This window comes from Sphingopyxis sp. BE259 (assembly GCF_031457495.1).
Lineage (GTDB): Bacteria > Pseudomonadota > Alphaproteobacteria > Sphingomonadales > Sphingomonadaceae > Sphingopyxis.
The window spans coordinates 2784906-2803153 of record NZ_JAVDWM010000001.1; the positions used below are offsets into that span (position 1 = coordinate 2784906).

Genomic DNA, 18248 nt, shown 5'->3' on the forward strand with positions numbered 1-18248 from the left:
CTTGGCGTTTAGCGGGTTTTCAAGGCGCGGTCAGCCATGGCCTTGGCTCCACCCGACGCGGAAACAAAATCGATGATCGCATCGCGCCCGCCCTGCCCCGCTTCGCTCGACACGATCAGCGACAAGGCGCGCGGGTCGCCGCCGAGCAGCCGCGCCTTCAGCCCCGCGAGCTTCGCGCGGCGCGGATCGCCGGTCACACCGCCGCCCACGACATACCAGGTCGCCGCATCGCGCAGCACCGGGCCGGGGTGCAGCAACCGTTCGGTCTTGGCGCCGTCGATGGCGGGCAGCGACGCGCTCCACGCCCACTGGCTGTCGAGGTCGATCGCGCCCTGCCCGAAAGCGACGATCTCGCGTCCCTCGGCTTGGCGCTCGTAGCCACCGATCGCCACCGCAACGCTGCGCCCCTTGGCATCGACAAAGTGCCGCAACAGTCGCTGGTCGGCGCCGTCGAAACGCGGCGTCCATGCCACGCTTTCGGCGGCTACCGGTTGCCATCCTGCGGGCGCCTCGACGACCATGGTGTCGGGCAACGGCACGCTGCGCCCGCCGATCAGCATCGCCCATCCCGCAAAGACCAGCGGGATCGCCAGCGCCGCGGGCAACACAGTCTTGGCCGATCCGGCGAAGCGCGGCGCGCCGTCCAGCCCCGTCACATCGACCGCGACATCGTTCGCGGGGCGGTCGAACCAGCGTCGCGCCACCAGCATCACGATCGCAATCACCAGCCCGAAGAAAATCCACCCATAAAAGATATGATCGATGCCGCCCGCCGCCTCGATCCCCCAGATTTCGGCAGCGACCATCGTGCCATAGGCGCGCAGCGCATTGGCGAAGATCGTCGTTGCCAGCGCCGCGGCGACGAAAACGATTCGCCGCGTCCAACTGCGGAAACACAGATGCGCCGCAAACACCGCATAGGCGAGCATCGCGATCAGGAAATTGACCCCCGAACATTCCTCGGCAACCTCGAAGAAGCCCGCAGGCGTCGTGATGAACACCCCTTCCATCTCGGCCGAAATGCCCGACAGCTGGAGCAGGACAACGCTGATATGCGCGGTAAAGGTCTGGAGCAGCGGCACCAGTTCCTCCCCGAACGGCACCAGCAGCAGCGCATAGCCCAGCGGAAACAACAATCCGCGCACCAGCTTTTCGCCCAAGGTCGCGGCGACCGCGCCCTGCAGCAGCAGCACCAGCCCAAGCTGGCGGAACAGCCCGACCCCCGCGGCCTCGCCGACCAGCCACACCAGCCCCGCCCCCGCCATCCAGACGAGCGCGGGCCACCAAAAGGCGGGGGTCAGCGGGCGCAGCAGATCGATCCGCTGCGACACCAGCCAGCCGATCATCGGTACCATGAGCAGGCAATGGGTAAAGGTCGAGCTGTGCCACCAGATGCCCGCCATATCGGCGGCATCGCGCCAGAAGATCACGAGGATCGCGGCCGACAGCAGCGTCAGTGCGCCCAAATGGCGTTGCCACAACGTCATGCGGATTGTCCCAGCAGGTCAGCGAGCGGCGCCAACCGCGCGTCCCAGCCATAGCGCGCGATCATCTGGGTCCGGGCCGCCAGCCCCATTCTGGCGGCGGCGGCGCGATCGTCGAATAGCGAACCCACCGCCGCGGCCATGCCCGCGGCATCGTCGGCGACCAGCAGATGCTCGCCTGCCGCCGCGTCAATTCCTTCGGCAGCCGCCGCACTGGCGACCACCGGGCGCGCCATCGCCATCGCCTCGAGCAATTTATTCTGCACCCCGCGCGCCAGCAGCAGCGGCGCGACCACCGCATCGGCAGCGGCGAGCCAGGGCCGCACATCGGGCACCTCGCCGGTGACGATCACTCCAGGCAGGCTCGCCAGCGCGCGCACCTCGTCGCTCGGCGCTCGCCCGACGATCGCAAAACGCACGTTTGCGTGCTGCTGGCGGATCAGCGGCAAGACCTCGACGGCGAACCAACGCACCGCGTCGATATTGGGGCGATAGTCCATCTGACCAGTGAACACCGCGAGCGGCCCGGAACCCGCATCGACCGGGTCGAAGGTCAGCGCCGGGTCGAACCGTGCAGTGTTGATGCCGTTTTCGACCGCATGCACCTTGTCTGCACCCAGCCCGCTGCGGCTGCGAAACAACGCTGCTTCCGCCTCGCTGACGAACAGGCTGGCGTCGACGCGCGACGCAATCTTTGCCTCATAGGCGCCGAGCACCCGCGCCTCGCGTGCATGCACCCAGTTTAGCGGCTGGCGCTTGTCCTGCTCGGCATAGGTGGCGAACTTCGCCGAATCGACATCAACAAAATCCATCAACACCGGGCCGCCGAAATCGCTCGGCAGATATTGCGCCATCTGGCCCGAGAAACCGACGATATGGGTGATGCCACCCGCGCGAACCAGCGCCTCGACATGGCGGGCCAACGCGGCGTTTTTAAACAGTCGGCTCGACACCGGCTCTCCGCGCAGGATCGCTTGGCCCAATGCCACCGGACGCGAGGCATTCCGCACTTCGATCGCTAAGCTCTTGCAAAACGGTGCCATCTTGCCATGCGCGATTGCGGCGTCATCGGCATTGTCGGCCAGCGCCGCAACATGCACCGGCGCCAGCTTCGCCAACGCCTCGAACATATGCCAGCTGCGAATCCGGTCGCCGCGGTCGGGCGGCCAGGGCGCGCGGTGCACGAGGAACAGGATTTCGGGCTTCACCCGGATCACCCCAATCCGCGCGCGATCAGCGGCCCGATCCGGTTCGCCGCCCACAGCGGCAGCTTTTTCCACAAATCGACCTGCAGCCGATATTTGGCGCTGTTCGGATTGGTATCGCGCGGCGTCTCTCCTTGCGCGAGCCAGCGCGCATAGACCAGCAGCTGCGGCTCGAACCCCCAATTCTTCTTGTAGCTATAGGGTCCGGTGCCGATCTTTGACCGCCCGAAGTCGAAGCGCGTGCAGCCCTTTGCCCGCGCATGGCGCATCAGCGCGAAATACATCAGTTCGTTGGCGCGCAGCCGCCGCGCGTCGGCGGTCCCGCCGCCCCAATAGGGCATCACCGTGCCGCGCCAATACAGGCTGAGCACGCTGGCGACAGGTTTGCCGTTCCGGCGCACCGTCAAAATGTCGGCGCCGTCGCCGAACGCATCGAGCACCGCATCGAACAGCTTCTTCGGAAAAACCGGCGTGCCCAGATTGCGGACGCTGGTCGCATAGATGCGGTAATGGTCGCGCCGTTCCGAGGCATCGCGCCCGGTGGTCACGGTCAAGCCGCCGTCGAGCACCTTGCGCACTTCGGCGCGCTGCTTGCGCGGGATCGCGAGCAGTTCGGCGTCGTCGTCACCGCAAAGATCGCGCGCAAAGCCCGCGTAAACATCCGCTTCGCGGCGCCAGCCGTCGCCATCGGGCTGCGGTCCGCCGCGCAGTTCGACCGAGGGCACCCCCAGCGACTTGGCCATCCCCGCGGCGCCATAGGCCAGCGTCGCCGCCACCGCCGGATTATCGGCCAATATGCCGCCATCGACAGCAAAGCCGCTGCCGACCAATGCCTGCCCGAATAGCGGCGAGCGGATATGGTGCAGCGGCAGCAACCCGGTCAGCGCCCCGCCCGCATCGCGTGCGGTCACCAAGTGGCAGCGATGCCCGGTCGCCGCGGTGATCGCCTCACACCACGCACGGCTGTGAAATGGGGTCGCCTGCGGATGCGCTGCGACATAGGCATCCCACGCCGCCGCATCGGACAGCGGCGCCCCGGAAAAATCCTGCGTCATAGGACGCGTCGGCGCATTCACGCCGCGGCGCGCCACGGCTCGGCGCGCTGTTGCTGCGCGGGCAGCAAGGCGTCGGCGCGCGTCCATTCGAAATCGGCGAGCAGTTTTTTCAGCTTGCCAGCCATGGCCGACAAGCCGCTGTAATGGCGAATTTTCGATTTGATTGGTGCATCGGCGACGCGCGGCTGGCCGGGGTCGATCTCCCACGGATGGAAATAGAGGATCGCCGGATGCCCCTCGGCATTCATTCGCGCGATCGCCCAGCGCGTGAAGCTATAGGGCAGCATCCGCATAAAGCCGCCGCCGCCCGCGGCCAGGGTCCGCCCGGCAAAGCGCGCAGTCGTCACCGGCCATTCGACGAGCTCGCTATCGGCCAGCGGTCGCCACGCATGGCGCGGGCTCTGCGGCCAGCCATAATGGTCGTGGACCACCGGCGCGACGCTCGACGAATAGGCGTAGCCCTGTTCGGCAAGGACGGCGTGCGCCCATGGCGTGCGCGTATCGACCGAAAAGCTCGGCGCGCGGTAGCCGCGTACCCCAACCCCACCCAGATCTTCCAGGATCGCCTGCGTCCTTTTGAGGTCCGCCGCAAATTCGTCGGCGGTCATGTTGAACACGCGTTTGTGGTCATAGCCATGGCTGGCCAGTTCATGCCCCGCGCCGACGATCCGCTTGATCAGCGCCGGATAGCGTTCGGCGACCCAGCCCAGCGTGAAAAAGGTGCCCTTGACGCCCGCATCGGCGAAAATTTGCAGCACCGCGTCGCAATTCGCCTCGACCCGGCACTCGAGCGTCGGCCAGTCGGCGCGGTCGATCGTGCGCTCAAAGGCGCCGACCTGGAACCAGTCCTCGACATCGACCGACAGGCCGTTCTGCATCTTTTCTCACCTTCATCGGCAGACTAACCGATTTCGCGGCGGCTGTCAGGCCGCCCAGGTCCGCGACGTCGCCGGGTTCGGGGCATTTTCGGGATCGCGCTCGACCCACTCGATCAGTAGATCGAGCACGCGGCGCAGCGCCGCATCCTGTTCGACCAGCCGCGTTTCGAGCGACGTGATCTGCGCCTCCAGCGCCGCCAGCTGTTCGGGATCAATCGCCAACGAGGCCGAAGCCTCAGACTTTGCTGCCGCCATGCGCTCCAAAATCTCGTCCGCGCTGGGATCGGGCGGCGTCAGCATGACGGCGTCCGCGGGATCGGCGGGGACGGCAAAAGGGCCGCGACCGTCGGCGGCCGGCTCAGCGGCGCGCTGCGGCCATTCGAGCGCAGTTTCGTTGGCGGGCGTCGGCGCGGCAAAGGGTGCGGACGTCGGGGCGACCGCAACCGCGGCGGCGGCCACGACATCATCCACCGGCAGCGGCGCCAGCGTCGATGCATCGATGCCGCGATCGGCCTCGATCTCGCCGACAACCGAGCGAACATTCTGCGCCGTGATCCGCGTCATCTGCTCGACTGCACCATAGAGCAGCAGGCGGCTGACCAGCACGTTGAGTTTGCGCGGCACGCCCTCACTATAGTCAAAGATTTCCTCGAACGCGTCGGGGCTGAAGCTGGGGTTGCCCGTCCAGCCGACCTTGCTCAGGCGGTGGAGGATATAGGGTTCGACCTCTTCGGGTTCCATCGGGTCGAGGTGGTGCGTCGCGATCACCCGCTGGCGCAATTGTTCCAGCGTCGGCGAATGGAACAGGGTCTGACGAAACTCGGGCTGGCCAAGCAGGAAAATTTGCAGCAACGAGTGGCCGCCGAGCTGGAAGTTCGACAACATCCGCAGCTCTTCGAGCGCCGAAATGGCAAGGTTCTGCCCTTCATCGACGATCAGCAGGGTGCGCTTCCCGGCGCGCGCCTGTTCGCGCAGATATTGCTCCATCGAGCGCAGCAATTCGGCCTTGCTTTGCCCTTCCCACTCCAGGCCGAACTGTTCGGCGACCAGGCGCAGCAGATCATCACCCTCGACCTGCGTCGACACCAGCTTGACCGCGGTCAGGCGGTTGGGGTCGATCGTGTTCATCAGATGGCCGACCAGCGTCGTTTTGCCCGCGCCGACGTCGCCGGTGATGACGATGAAGCCCTCACCCTGCGCGAGGCCATAGCCAAGGTAGGACATGGCCTTACGGTGCGTGCCGCTTTCGAAGTAGAAATGCGGGTCTGGCGTCAGCTGAAACGGACGCCCGGTGAAACCATAGAACTGATCGTACATCGCTTGTATTCCTGTTGCCCAAAGGGTCCCACACGTCAGAAGTTGTAACGAAGTCCCACCAAAGCTGAACCAATAAGCTGGCTGTTGAAGCCGTCCTGATCAAAGGCGTTGAGGCTGGCCGCCGCGGTGCCGGTCAGCCCGCGCCAGAAGCGCCGCGAATAGGCCGCCGACAGCCCGGCCGACTGGACATCCCCCGCGCCGGGCGCGCCATTGTCGAAATAATTGACATAGCCCGACAGGCTCAGGTCCGAATCGACGTCGAGCTGGCGCCCCGCCGACAGGAACAGATAATAGCTTTCGTCCTTGATCCCGTTCAGGCTGGCGATCGGCGACAGCAGCGGCGCGAGCAGCTTGCGCTGATCATATCCGATGCCAACGCCATAGCTCCAGCCCGCAAAGCGCGAGCCAATCGTCGCCTGTATCCCGCGGCTACGATATTGCGCCGAGGTCGCGTTGCCGAGCTGGTTGTTGAGGCACCCGCCGCCTTCCTGCCCGAATACGCACGGATTGATTGCGCCGCCGATCGGATTGCGGGTCGGGTCGAACTGCGTCGGCAATGCCGCCAATCCGCCCGACAAGCCGCGGCCCAGGCTCGACAGCCCGTCATAAACGCCAACCTGGATCGTCGTCGCATGGTCGGCGCGATAGGAAAAGCTGCCGGTATAGATGGTGTCGCCATAGCGGCGGCCAACCCTGGCGGTCGCTGAGGTGCGTCGGCTCGGCTGCCACATCACCCCGGCGTCCCAGATCAGCCCGTCGGTGTCGAACGACAGCTGGCGCGGGGTCGATTTGTCGGTGATGAAGCGGCCGTTGGCGTCGCGGAGCGGCACGCCGTTCGCATCGACCACCGGATCGCGCTGACCGATCTCGATGTCCTCATAGCCGACGCCGCCAAGCAGCGCGACGGTCGGCCCGATCGGCATCGTCACGTCGGCGCGGGCATATTTACCTTCGAACCTTTGGTCGAGCTGGCTCGCATCTTCGCGCTCGTAACCGCCCGAAAGCTGCCAGCCGAAGGGCAGGTCGCCCGGGCGCGCGCCGACGCTGGCCCACGCAACATGATTGGTCGAACTGTCGAAAATGTCCTGCGGCTGCGACCCCGGCGACAGGATCGCCGGTTCGTCGACATCGACCTTGGTGTAACCAAAGCGATAGCCTGCGCCGACATCCAGCCCGCCGATACGGCGCGTAAAGGTCGGTCCGGCATAGACCGAATAGAGGTTGGCGACGTTGCTGGCGTCACCGATGAACAGGCCGCTGTCGGCGCCCTGGTTATCGGCACGGGTGCGGGTCGCAAGCGCGCCGCCCTCCAGATTCAGGCCACGCGCAACCTCGATCCTGCCGCGGGCCAGCCCGCTGATCGTGTCGGAATCGCCGCTGTCACTGCCCCAGCCAAAGCGATGTTCGTAACGCACCGTCGCCGCCAGTTCGGCGCGGTTGGTGACGATCGCCGCATCAACGCCGACCGCGACATTGGTATAGGTCAGGACGTCGCCGCCATTTTTCAGGTCGGCGGTCAGCACCTGGCCGACCTCCAGATAGGGGCTGACATCGACCTGGCGCTGGCTGCGGCGCGCTTCGGCGCGCTTGGCCGACCGGCCCGGTTCGGATGCGGGGGCGCTGGCCGATGACGGTTCACCGCTGCCCGATCCCGGATCGCCCGAAAATTGGGCGTGCGCGCCCGTCGCGGTTCCGGCGAGCAGCAACGCGGCGAGCGCGCCTGCTGAACGGGAAATTGTGGTGGTGCGCATCACGCGCCTCCCTGTCCGTAATAGGTGCCAAAGCGGCGACCGCCCGGCGAATATTTCACTCCGTTGAGGAGCAGCTGGATATGCGGACACGCGCCCATTAGGCCGATCGCGTCGCGCAGCGCGGATTCGAGCGTTTCGTCGGCGCGCACGACCATGATCGTCTGGCCGACATGTCCGGCGAGTACCGCGGCGGGCGACGCCGCCAGCACCGGCGGGGAATCGATGATCAGGATGCGGCCCGGCGCGCCCTGTTCGAGCTGGGCGAGCAGCGTTTCGGTCCGCGCCGAAGCGAGCAGTTCGGTGTCGTGCATATGGCCGGTGCCCGCCGGCATCACCTTCAGCCCCGGAATATCGGTCTGGATCAGGCAATCGCCGAGCGGCAGGTGCGGATCGGCGAGCGCATCCATCAGCCCCGGACCATCGTCCAGCCCCAAGGCGGCAAGCACGCTCGGCTTGGCGATGTCGGCATCGATCAGCAGCACGTCATGGTCGGCCTCGACCGCCAGGCTGAGCGCGAGATTGACCGCGGAGAAGGTCTTGCCCTCGCCCGGATTGGCCGACGCGATCAGCACGCGGTGGCCGCGCGGCAGGATCGGACGATTGCCGACGCCGCCAAAATTGCGGATCAGCTCGCGCTTAACGATGCGATATTCTTCCGAAATGCCGGTGACCGGGGTGCCGGGCACGATCATTCCGCGCGACGCAAGCCGCGCCCGGTCGATCGTTCCCTGCCGCGTCGGCACCACCGCAGGCGCTGCCTTGGCAACATCCTTGCGCGGCGACGGTTTTGGCGTTGGTGCCGTTTCGACCTTGGGCGCCGCCTCGGCAACGGATTCCAGGATTTCGGGCGGCAGCACTTCGGCGACAGGCTCTGCCGCCGCCTTCTTCGCCTTTTTGGGCGGTTCGGGCGGCAGGTTCGATACGTCGATCGTCGGCGCATTGGCGGCGGGATCGAGGCCGAACATATCGGCCGCGCGTTCGAGGAGCGAGGGCGGGCGCTTGACTTTGCGTTGGTCGTTCATGTCATCGTCCCCCGTCACGCAACCATGCCGCGCTGGATGAATTCGGCGACCAGCAGCAGGGCGTAGAGCCCGACCAGCGCGCCGCCGCCACTCGCTAGCCAGACGAGCCGCTTGCGCCGTTCGACATGGCGTTCGGGGGTCACCACTTCGGTGATCGATCCGATCACCGGCAAGCCGCTGGCGCGCTCCAGCTTGCCCGCAGTCGCATAGCTGGTGCGGACCTGGCCAAGGCCAAAGGCGACGCCGATGCCGCCACCGATCCCGGCGAGCAGGACAAGGGTCAGGAACAGCGGCCGGTTGGGCGCCGCGGGGCTGGTCGGTTTCGACGGCGGATCGAGCAGCTCGATCTTGATTGCGTCGGTTTCGGTCTGCACGTCGCCGCGCATCCGCACCTGCTCACGCTGGCCGAGGAGCTTGTCATATTGCGCCTTGAACGCGGTATATTCGCCGTTGATCCGGTCATATTCGGCGGCGATGCCGGGGTTTTGAATCTGTTGGCTGGTGATTCGCGCGATGTCGCCGCTCAGCTGTGCCTTGCGGGCATTCAGCGCGCTCACCGTCGCCTGGCGCTCGGCGCGCATCGCGGCGAGCGAGGCATAGGCCGGGTTCTGCGAATTGCCGCCGCCACCACCGCCGGTGCCTTCGCGGTCCGCCATGGCTTTCAGCGACGCAATCTGGCTTTTCAGCGCGATGACGTCGGGATGCGCGTCGGTCAGCCCGCGCGCGCGCATCGACGACAGTTCATTCTGCGCCCCGGCGAGTTGCTGGCGCGCGACGCCGCCGCCGACGCTGCCCATCCCGGGGACATTGATCGTCGCGGGGGTCGAGGCAAGCTGGCCGTTGGCAGCGGCAAGCTGCGCCTGCGCCGCCACCAGCTGCGAATCGATCTGGCCGAGTTCGGCGCGCGCCGCTTCGACGCGCTGCGCCGGCGATCCGGCGCCGCCGGGGATCAGGCCGATGTTCTGCGCCTCGAACGCCGCACGGCGGGCTTCGACTTCGCGCAACGCCTTTTCGCGGTCGGCGATCTGCGAATCGAGGAATTTCAATCCTTCGCGGGCGTTCATCCGGCCGCCCCGCAGCTGATCGTCGCGGAACACCGTGATCAGGCTGTCGAGCACCCCCGACGCCAGCTTGGCATTGTCGGCATCTGACAGGCTGCCGACCGCTATGGCGGACGTTATTTCAAAGATATTATCCTGTTGCGGAACGACCTTGATGCTTTTTTGCAGCATCGCGACAGCGCCCGCCTTTTCGCGCTCGCCCGCGCCTGCGGGGAGCAGGCCGGTGGTCGCCGCGACCTTTTCCAGATTGCGCGCGCTGGTCAGCGTTTCGCGGATCTGGTCGATCTGCTGGCGCCCGCCATAGGAACCGCCCTGCGCGTCGTCGGGCAGGATTTCGTTGACGTCGACGAGCAACCGGGCGCGCGAGTCATAGCGGTTGGGGATCGACGCGATCGCCAGCCAGCCGAGGATGCAGATGCCCCACGCCACCGCCAGCACGAGCCACCGGCGCGTCCAGACGCTGTGCAGCGCCACCCGGAATTCGTCGTAAAGGCTGTTCATCGGTTGCAATCAATCCTTGGGAGATGGGTTTGCGGGCGGCCGGTCTGGGTCAGAACATGCTTTCGGGGATGATGATGACATCGCCGGGCTGCAACCGCACATTGGCCTTGATATCGCCGCGCTTGATCAGGTCGTTCAGCCGCAGGCCGAACTCCTGCTGCTTGCCACTGCCCTTGTCGAAACGGACGAGTCGTGCCTTGTTTCCAGCGGCATATTCGCCCAGCCCGCCGACTGCAATCATTGCGTCAAGCACGGTCATGTTGGCACGGAATGGAATCGATGCCGGTTTTTCGGTCGCGCCGACGACGCGCACCTGCTGCGAAAAGGTGCTGTTGAACGTCGTCACGATCACGCTGACGATCGGGTCGGTGATATATTGGCTGAGCTGGAGCTTGATGTCCTGTTGCAGCATCGTCGGGGTTTTGCCGACCGCGGGCATGTCGGTGATCAGCGGGGTGGTTATCCGCCCGTCGGGGCGCACCTGGACCTTGCCGCCGAGTTCGGGGTTGCGCCAGACAAAGATTTGCAGCTCGTCGAGCGGGCCGATGATATATTCCTCGCCCGGTCCCTCTTGATTTTGCACGAAATTCGCGCTGGGCAGCTGCGGCGCGCTGCCGCCGGTGCTCGCGCAACCGGTCAGCGCGGTCGCCGCGATGCCACAGACGAGCGCGGCGCGCGCGATGCGAAGCGAGGGGAACGAAGCCATAATCCATCAACCTTTCGTGCCGCCGCCAATCGCCGCGGCCCAATTCGCCGCGACGACAGACATTGCGTCAGCTTCGTCCTTGCGCGAAAAGGGTGAACATAGGGTTAGTCTTGCGGTAAGTTTGACTAGCACATCGTCAAACCTGTCCCGTTAAGGAACAGCTTTGGCGCTATCAGACGAGCATTTCGCGCGCCGGCCCCTGGCCCAGAAACGCCGCCGGGCTTGCGCTCGCGCCATAGGCGCCCGCCTGGAAGATCGCGATCAGATCGCCGACATCGGCGCGTGGCAACGCGACCTGATCGCCCAGCCGGTCGAGCGGAGTGCAAAGGCAGCCGACCACCGAAACGGTTTCGGTCGGCGCGTCGCCAAAGGCATGGGCGACTGCAATCGGATAGTTGCGGCGGATCACCGTCCCGAAATTGCCGCTCGCCGCCAGCTGGTGATGCAGCCCGCCGTCGGTGACCAGAAATGTCTCGCCATGGCTGGTCTTGCGGTCGACGACGCGGGTCAGATAGACGCCTGCCTCGGCGACCAGCCAGCGTCCCAATTCCATTGCAAAGCGGCTGTCCGCGAGCGCCGCATCGCGCCCGGCGAGCGTCTCGCCCAGCGCCGCCCCGACCGCCGCGGCGTCGACCGCGGTGTCGCCAGGAAAATAGGGAACCCCCATCCCGCCGCCCAGATTGACCAGCGGCGGGGTGGCGCCAATGTCATCGGCCAATCGCGCCGCCAACGCCACCGTCTGCGCCTGCGCATGGGCGATCGCACCGGCATCAAGCGCCTGCGACCCTGCGAAAATATGGAAACCCTGCCAGTCGGCACCCGCCGCGATCAGGCGCCGCACCAGCGCCGGAACCTCGGCGGCGTCGACCCCGAACGGCTTGGCGCCGCCGCCCATCTTCATCCCCGACCCTTTCAGGTCGAAGTCGGGATTGACCCGCACCGCCAAGCTGGGCGTGAGGCCAAGGCGGCTGGCGATCGACAGCGCTCGGTCGGCCTCTCCCGCCGATTCCAGGTTGAGCGTCGCGCCTGCGGTGATCGTCGCTTCCAGTTCGCGGTCGCGCTTGCCGGGCCCGGCGAAACTGATGTCGCCCGCCGCCATCCCGCTCGCCAGCGCCGCCTTGAGTTCGCCGCCCGAGGCGACATCGAACCCATCGACCAGCCGCGCCATAAAGGCGAGCAGCGGCGCATAGGGGTTCGCCTTCATCGCAAAATGGAGTTGCACCTCGGCGGGCATCGCGGCACGCCATGCTGCGACCCTCGCCGCCAACATTGCGCTGTCATAGACAAACAACGGCGTGTCGCCCGCCATATCGGCCAGCGTATCGGCGCGGTCGCCGCCGATCAGCAACATCCCGTCGTCATCGGCCGCATAGCCGGGCGGGATCGGGCCGTGCGGCTTCATGTCGCTACCGCCTGCGCCCAATCGGCGGCGATTGCCACCCGATCGAGCTTACCATTCGGATTGCGCGGCAGTTCGTTTCGCCATTCAACCACTTGCGGCTGCATGAAATTAGGCAGGTTCTGGCGCAGATAGGCGGCCAGCCCCGCCTCGTCGGCGACCCCGCCCTTGCCGCGCACAATCAGGATGATCGCCGCGCCGAGCCGCGGGTCGGGAACCCCGAACGCAACCGCTTCGTAAATCAGCCCCGACGCGACCGCGACATCCTCGACCTCGGTCGGGCTGAGGCGATTGCCCGCGGTCTTGATCATGGCGTCGTCGCGCCCGACGAAATAGAGCAGGTGATTGGCGTCGCGGCGCACGGTGTCGCCCGACCACACCGCCATGCCGCCATATTCGGAGGCACGCGGCGCCGGTTTGAACCGCTCCACTGTGCGCTCGGCGTCCTGCCAATAACCCTGCGCGACCAGCGGCCCGCAATGCACCAGCTCGCCCGGCTCCTCGTCGGCGGTAATCGTGCCGTCGGGTCGGCACACCAAAATCTCGGCATGGGGGATCGCGCGGCCCATCGAGGTCGGATGATCGGCCACGAACTTTGGTTCAAGATAGGTCGAGCGGAACGCTTCGGTCAGTCCGTACATCGGATAGATGTCGGCGTTCGGAAAGGTCGCCCGCATCGCGTCGATCAGCGACGGCGTCAGCGCCCCGCCGCTGTTGGTCAGGCGCTTCAGATGCACCGCCGCATCGGCAGGCCAGTCGCTCTCGACCAGTTGCACCCACAAGGGCGGCACCCCCGCCAGCGTCGTCGCCCGGTGCCGCGCCACCGCCTTCACAACGTCGCGCGGGGTCAGATAATCGAGCGGCGCCACCGCGGCGCCCGTATACCAGCTCGAAAGCAGCTGGTTCTGCCCATAATCGAAGCTCAGCGGCAGCACCGCCAGCACCCGGTCATCCGGCGACAGCTTCAGATAGGAAGCGACGCTTTCCGCACCCAGCCACAGATTCGCGTGACTGAGCATGACGCCCTTGGGCCGCCCGGTTGATCCACTGGTATATAGGATCGCCGCCAGTTCGTCCGGATCGGCGGCCGACGGCGACAGCTCCGGTCCGTCCGAATCGATCACCTCTTCGGCGACCTTCAAATCCTGCACCGCGCAACCCGCAGGCAATTCCTCGCCCAGCATCTCCGTCCGTGCCGCATTGGTAATCAGCAGCCGCGCCCTGCTGTCGGTCAGGATATGCGCAACCTGCGGCCCCTTGAGCAACGGATTGACCGGCACATGGATCAGCCCCGCGCGCGCCGCCGCCAGCGGCATCAGGCACGCCGCCCGCGTCTTTGCGCTCCAGCTCGCCACCCGCTCACCCGGCGCGCCAGCTTGGTCAAGCAGCCACGCCGCCAGCCGACCGACGCTGGCGTCAAGTTCAGCAAAGGTCAGCACCGCGTCACCGGTCAGCAGGGCAGCCGCATCCGGCGCGCCGCAGCGGGCGAGATGGTCGATCGGTCGCGAAGATGGCTTTTCGGGCGTGGTCATCGGCTGTTAGGGGTCAAGTGATAGAGGGCGACACCATGCAAGGGAACGGTGAACATCACGCTAATGATGAGCGGTTGCCGGTCGCGGCGCGCGCGGCGGGCTTTGCCTCGCCCTTCGATCGCGCCGCGTGGTTCGACTTGCTCGAAGCGCATGGCTTTGCCGGACAGGGCCGGATTGACGCGCGTGGTCACGCCGAGGGAGCAACTGCGTGGTTGCCGCTGCGTATCGAAAGGCCGGGCGATGTTGCGGGCCTGACCAACTGGTACAGCTTCGCCATCCGCCCGCTCTATACCGGCGACGGCGACCGCGGCTCCGCCTTGCAGGCGCTGTGTACCGATCTTCGCCGCACGACCACGCGCCTGACGCTATATCCGATCATTTCCCCCGATGACATCACGGACGTCCTTCGCTCCGCGGGCTGGTGGGTCAAGGTGACGCGCGCTGGCGACCGTCACTGGCTCGACCTTGGCGACACGGATCACGACGCCTGGTGGGCCAGCCGCCCCGGCGCGCTGCGCAGCACCGTCCAGCGCAAGGCGAAAAAGGGCATTGTCGACATTCAACTGCTCACCGCGTTCGACGATGGCAGCTGGGCCGCCTACGAACAGATTTATGCCGCGAGCTGGAAACCCGAAGAAGGCCGCCCCGCATTGCTCCGGGCTTTTGCCGAGGCCGAAGGCGCCCGCGGCACCTTGCGGATGGGGATCGCGCGCATCGACAGCATCCCCGTCGCGGCGCAGTTCTGGACCGTCGAGGACGGCACCGCGTTCATCCACAAGCTCGCGCATGTCGAGGACAGCCTGAAAGCCTCCCCCGGGACGTTGCTGTCGGCAGCTTTGTTCCGCCATGTCATCGACATCGACAAGGTAAAGCGTATCGATTTCGGCACCGGCAACGACGGCTACAAACGCGACTGGATGAACCGCCACGACCCGCTGTGGCGGATCGAGGCTTTCAATCCGTCGCGCCCCGCGGCATGGGGACCGGCATTCAAGGCCTTCGCCCGTTCCCTGTTGAGGAAAGAAACGTGACCGAACCCGATACCGTCGACGCCACCCTCCGCGCCCTGCTCGCCGATGTGCTCGGCCTCGGCGAAGACCGCGCCGCCGCGCTGACCGACGACAGCGGCCTGTTCGGCGCGCTCCCCGAGTTCGACTCGATGGCGGTCGCCACGGTGCTGACCGAGATGGAGGATCGGCTCGGGATCGTGATCGATGATGACGAGGTCGATGGTGAAATCTTTGAAACCTATGGTAATTTGCTCGCCTTCTCGTTGCGCAAGGTTGGCGAGTGATCGAAAAGGTCATCCCCACTACCCTGTTCCCCCGCGAAGGCGGGGGTCCATCTCCGGTCGGCACAATTTCGAACCGGCAGGTGATGGGTCCCCGCCTTCGCGGGGACACACGGCCTGCTTAAGCTATGGCTGAGTATTGTTTCCACCTCGAACCCACCGGCACCCCGCGTGCCACTGTGCTGTTCGTTCCGCCGTTGTTCGAGGAAGCCAACCGCACCCGCCGCACGCTGGTGCTGGCGATGCGCGCGCTCTCCGCAGACGGTTTCGCGTCCATGCTCCCCGATCTCCCTGGCCAGAACGAAAGCCTCGTTCCACTGGAACAGGTTAACCTCGCCACCTGGCAAACCGCACTCGCCGATACTGCCGCAGCCATCGACGGCCCGCTTATCATCGCGTCGCTCCGCGGCGGCGCGCTGATCGACCACCACGCGAAGGCCGCGGTCTGGTGGCGGCTCGCCGCGGTCGGCGGCGCGTCGCTGCTCCGCACCCTGATGCGCGCCCGCGTCGCCGCCGATCGCGAAGCCGGGCTGATCTCGTCGCCGGGCAGTCTGCAAGCCGAAGCCGCCACCGCGCCGCTGCTGCTCGCGGGCAACCGCCTTTCGCCAGCGATGATCGCGCAGCTGGGCAGCGCCGAAGCCCAACCCGTCCTCCCCCTCCGCACCGTCACTGTCGGCAGCGCCGCCGACGCCATCGCCGGAACCCCGCTCTGGCTGCGCGCAGAACCGGGTGAGGATAGCGTCATGGCCGAAGCAATCGCCACCGACATTACCGCCTGGAGCACAACATGCGGCATCAGCTGAGTTTCGATTGCGGGGGCGCCACCCTCGCCGCGACGCTCGACGAAGCGCCGAGCACCACCGGTCTGCTCATCGTGTCGGGTGGCAACGAAATCCGCAGCGGCGCGCATCGCGGCATGGCGATGCTGGCGCAGAGCATCGCCGAAGCCGGTCACCCCGTGTTCCGCTTCGACCGCCGCGGCATTGGCGACAGCGAGGGCGGCAATGGTGGCTACACGAGCAGCGGCCCCGACATCACTGCCGCCATCACCACCTTTCGCGCCGCCGCGCCGCAACTCTCCCGCATCATTGCCTTCGGCAATTGTGACGCCGCCAGCGCACTGCTGCTCCACCAGCCGCTCGCACTCGACCGCCTGGTCCTCGCCAATCCCTGGACCTACGAACGTGATGAAGCGGAAGCCGCCGAACCCGCGCTGCCCCCCGCGTCGGCGATCCGCGCCCGCTATCTGGCGCGGCTGACCGATCCGAAAAGCCTGCTCCGGCTGCTGAAAGGCGAAATCGATCTCAGGAAACTGGCGCGCGGCCTGTCCGCCCTCCGCCGCAAACCCGCCCCCGCCGTGCCTGACAGCCTGCCCGCCCGCCTCGACGCCGCGCTCGCCAAACTACCCTGCCGGGCGACGATCCTGCTCGCCATCGGCGACCGGACGGCGCAGGCGTTTATGGAGAATTGTCATCCGGGCGCGGTGCCGGTCGAACGGCTGGACAGCGCATCGCACAGCTTTGCGGGCGACGATGCGGAATGGCTGGCCCAGACGATTCTGAAAGCATTGGGCCGGGAAAGCGCTGGCTAGTTTGCATCATCCCGATGCGCCAGGAAGATCGCCGGATCGAGATCGATCCGCGTGATCTGCCGATCCTGAACCCCAAAGCCGATCCGCGCGACCGGTTCTTCGGTTTCGCCGTCGCGGCAGAGGAAGCTGCCGACAACATAATAGAGATCGCCCATGCTCGCGATTTCGCGAACCCCGTCGACCAGCGCCGCCTCGGTCATCGACACCAACGCGCACTGGCTGAAATAGGTCACGAATTCGCCATGCTCATAGGGAGAGCCCACGCCGACCACACCGACGCTGGCGTATCGGGAAACCATGGCGCCGACGTCCTGCCCCTGCCGCGCGCGGTCGACATAATCGCGCACGACGCGCACCGAACGGGCAGCGCTGTCCTCGGCCATCGCGGATGTCGGCGAAGCAATCAGCGCGAGGGCGCACCACAGATGCGCCATTGCATATCGCTTTGATCGCCGTCGGCTCATCCCGGTCGCTCCCCCTACGCTTCGACCAACGCCTTATATTCCGCCTCGGCCAGAAACCGCTCGGCATCCAGCGCCGCCATGCAGCCCATGCCCGCCGCGGTGACCGCCTGGCGGTACACCTTGTCGGTCACGTCACCCGCCGCGAACACGCCGGGAATGGTTGTCAGCGAAGTGCCTGGGCTAACCGCCAGATACCCGTCGCTATCCAGCGGCAGTTTGCCCTTGAACAACTCGGTCGACGGGCTGTGGCCGATCGCGACGAAGCCGCCATCGGTCGGCTCGTGGCTCGCCTCGCCGGTCACCGTGTCGATCAGATCGACCCCGACCAGCCCCGAAACGCCCTCGCCCGCCACAAAGCGGTCGACGCGCTTGTTCCATAGCACCTTGATCTTGGGGTTAGCGTGCAGGCGGTCCTGCAAAATCTTCTCCGCGCGCAGATGGTCGCGGCGGTGGATCAAGGTGACGTCGTCGCTGTGGTTGGTCAGGTACAGCGCCTCCTCGACCGCGGTGTTGCCGCCGCCGATCACCACGACCTTCTTGCCGCGATAGAAGAAGCCGTCGCACGTCGCGCACGCTGAAACGCCCTTGCCCCCTAGTTCCTGCTCGCCCGGCACGCCCAGCCATTTCGCCTGCGCGCCCGTGGCGATCACCAGTGTTTCGGCCATATAGACATCGCCGCCGTCGCCGGTGATCCTGAACGGGCGCTGCGACAGATCGACGTCGACGATGGTGTCCCAGATCATGCTGGTGCCGACATGCGTCGCCTGCGCGGTCATCTGTTCCATCAGCCACGGCCCCTGCACCACCTCGGCAAAGCCGGGGTAGTTTTCGACGTCGGTGGTGATCGTGAGCTGGCCGCCGGGCTGCAGCCCCTGCACGACGATCGGCTGCATCCCGGCGCGCGCCGCATAGATCGCGGCCGACAGGCCCGCGGGGCCAGAACCTAGGATGAGCATCTTGGTGTGGTGGGTGGTCGGCATGACGGTCTTTC

17 protein-coding genes are annotated in these 18248 nt (G+C 66.3%); 4 read left to right on the forward strand and 13 right to left on the reverse strand.

Going from position 1 to position 18248, the window contains the following annotated elements:
* Positions 1 to 8: 8 nt before the first annotated feature.
* From xrtA to J2X44_RS13475, 11 genes are all read right to left on the reverse strand, one after another.
* Positions 9 to 1487: an exosortase A gene (gene xrtA, locus J2X44_RS13425; RefSeq protein WP_310084936.1), complete on the reverse strand. Its 1479-nt coding sequence runs from the start codon at positions 1485 to 1487 to the stop codon at positions 9 to 11.
* The gene (locus tag J2X44_RS13430) at positions 1484 to 2692 is read right to left on the reverse strand and encodes a TIGR03087 family PEP-CTERM/XrtA system glycosyltransferase (RefSeq protein ID WP_310084938.1); all 1209 of its coding nucleotides are present in this window, start codon (positions 2690 to 2692) and stop codon (positions 1484 to 1486) included. The genes xrtA and J2X44_RS13430 overlap by 4 nt, the downstream gene beginning before the upstream one ends.
* A gap of 5 nt (positions 2693 to 2697) precedes the next feature.
* Positions 2698 to 3744, reverse strand: a complete 1047-nt coding sequence (locus J2X44_RS13435; protein WP_310084940.1) for a FemAB family XrtA/PEP-CTERM system-associated protein — start codon at positions 3742 to 3744, stop codon at positions 2698 to 2700.
* Between the two features lie 17 nt (positions 3745 to 3761).
* Positions 3762 to 4622, reverse strand: a complete 861-nt coding sequence (locus J2X44_RS13440; RefSeq protein WP_310084943.1) for an XrtA system polysaccharide deacetylase — start codon at positions 4620 to 4622, stop codon at positions 3762 to 3764.
* 45 nt (positions 4623 to 4667) lie between these two features.
* Positions 4668 to 5939 carry an XrtA/PEP-CTERM system-associated ATPase gene (locus tag J2X44_RS13445; RefSeq protein ID WP_310084946.1) on the reverse strand — a complete coding sequence of 424 codons (1272 nt, stop codon included), beginning with the start codon at positions 5937 to 5939 and terminating at the stop codon, positions 4668 to 4670.
* A 35-nt stretch (positions 5940 to 5974) separates the two neighbouring features.
* A complete protein-coding gene (locus J2X44_RS13450) occupies positions 5975 to 7690 on the reverse strand; it encodes a hypothetical protein (protein ID WP_310084949.1) in 1716 nt (571 codons plus the stop codon).
* Positions 7690 to 8712: a P-loop NTPase gene (locus tag J2X44_RS13455; RefSeq protein WP_310084952.1), complete on the reverse strand. Its 1023-nt coding sequence runs from the start codon at positions 8710 to 8712 to the stop codon at positions 7690 to 7692. Before J2X44_RS13455 ends, J2X44_RS13450 begins: the two co-directional genes overlap by 1 nt.
* A gap of 14 nt (positions 8713 to 8726) precedes the next feature.
* Complete coding sequence (locus tag J2X44_RS13460; RefSeq protein WP_310084955.1) at positions 8727 to 10274, reverse strand: XrtA system polysaccharide chain length determinant; 1548 nt, start codon at positions 10272 to 10274, stop codon at positions 8727 to 8729.
* Between the two features lie 49 nt (positions 10275 to 10323).
* The gene (locus J2X44_RS13465; RefSeq protein WP_310084957.1) at positions 10324 to 10980 is read right to left on the reverse strand and encodes an XrtA/PEP-CTERM system exopolysaccharide export protein; all 657 of its coding nucleotides are present in this window, start codon (positions 10978 to 10980) and stop codon (positions 10324 to 10326) included.
* Positions 10981 to 11152: 172 nt separating this feature from the next.
* A complete protein-coding gene (locus J2X44_RS13470; RefSeq protein WP_310084960.1) occupies positions 11153 to 12382 on the reverse strand; it encodes a pyridoxal-dependent decarboxylase, exosortase A system-associated in 1230 nt (409 codons plus the stop codon).
* Positions 12379 to 13911, reverse strand: coding sequence for an acyl-CoA ligase (AMP-forming), exosortase A system-associated (locus J2X44_RS13475; RefSeq protein ID WP_310084963.1), 1533 nt, complete (start codon positions 13909 to 13911; stop codon positions 12379 to 12381). The genes J2X44_RS13470 and J2X44_RS13475 overlap by 4 nt, the downstream gene beginning before the upstream one ends.
* A gap of 35 nt (positions 13912 to 13946) precedes the next feature.
* Between J2X44_RS13475 and J2X44_RS13480 the strand changes: the two genes are divergently transcribed.
* The 4 genes from J2X44_RS13480 to J2X44_RS13495 all read left to right on the forward strand — a co-directional run bounded on the left by J2X44_RS13480 (position 13947) and on the right by J2X44_RS13495 (position 16793).
* Positions 13947 to 14942, forward strand: coding sequence for a GNAT family N-acetyltransferase (locus J2X44_RS13480; RefSeq protein WP_310084966.1), 996 nt, complete (start codon positions 13947 to 13949; stop codon positions 14940 to 14942).
* Positions 14939 to 15205: an acyl carrier protein gene (locus tag J2X44_RS13485; protein WP_310084969.1), complete on the forward strand. Its 267-nt coding sequence runs from the start codon at positions 14939 to 14941 to the stop codon at positions 15203 to 15205. The genes J2X44_RS13480 and J2X44_RS13485 overlap by 4 nt, the downstream gene beginning before the upstream one ends.
* 125 nt (positions 15206 to 15330) lie before the next feature.
* Positions 15331 to 16005: a hypothetical protein gene (locus J2X44_RS13490; RefSeq protein ID WP_310084972.1), complete on the forward strand. Its 675-nt coding sequence runs from the start codon at positions 15331 to 15333 to the stop codon at positions 16003 to 16005.
* Positions 15990 to 16793 (forward strand): hydrolase 1, exosortase A system-associated, encoded by an 804-nt coding sequence (locus tag J2X44_RS13495; RefSeq protein ID WP_310084976.1) that lies wholly within the window; start codon positions 15990 to 15992, stop codon positions 16791 to 16793. The genes J2X44_RS13490 and J2X44_RS13495 overlap by 16 nt, the downstream gene beginning before the upstream one ends.
* Here J2X44_RS13495 and J2X44_RS13500 read toward each other — a convergent pair.
* Both J2X44_RS13500 and trxB read right to left on the reverse strand, forming a co-directional pair.
* Positions 16790 to 17227: a hypothetical protein gene (locus J2X44_RS13500; RefSeq protein WP_310084978.1), complete on the reverse strand. Its 438-nt coding sequence runs from the start codon at positions 17225 to 17227 to the stop codon at positions 16790 to 16792. The genes J2X44_RS13495 and J2X44_RS13500 overlap by 4 nt on opposite strands.
* 44 nt (positions 17228 to 17271) lie before the next feature.
* A complete protein-coding gene (gene trxB / locus J2X44_RS13505) occupies positions 17272 to 18237 on the reverse strand; it encodes a thioredoxin-disulfide reductase (RefSeq protein WP_310084980.1) in 966 nt (321 codons plus the stop codon).
* Positions 18238 to 18248: the final 11 nt, after the last annotated feature.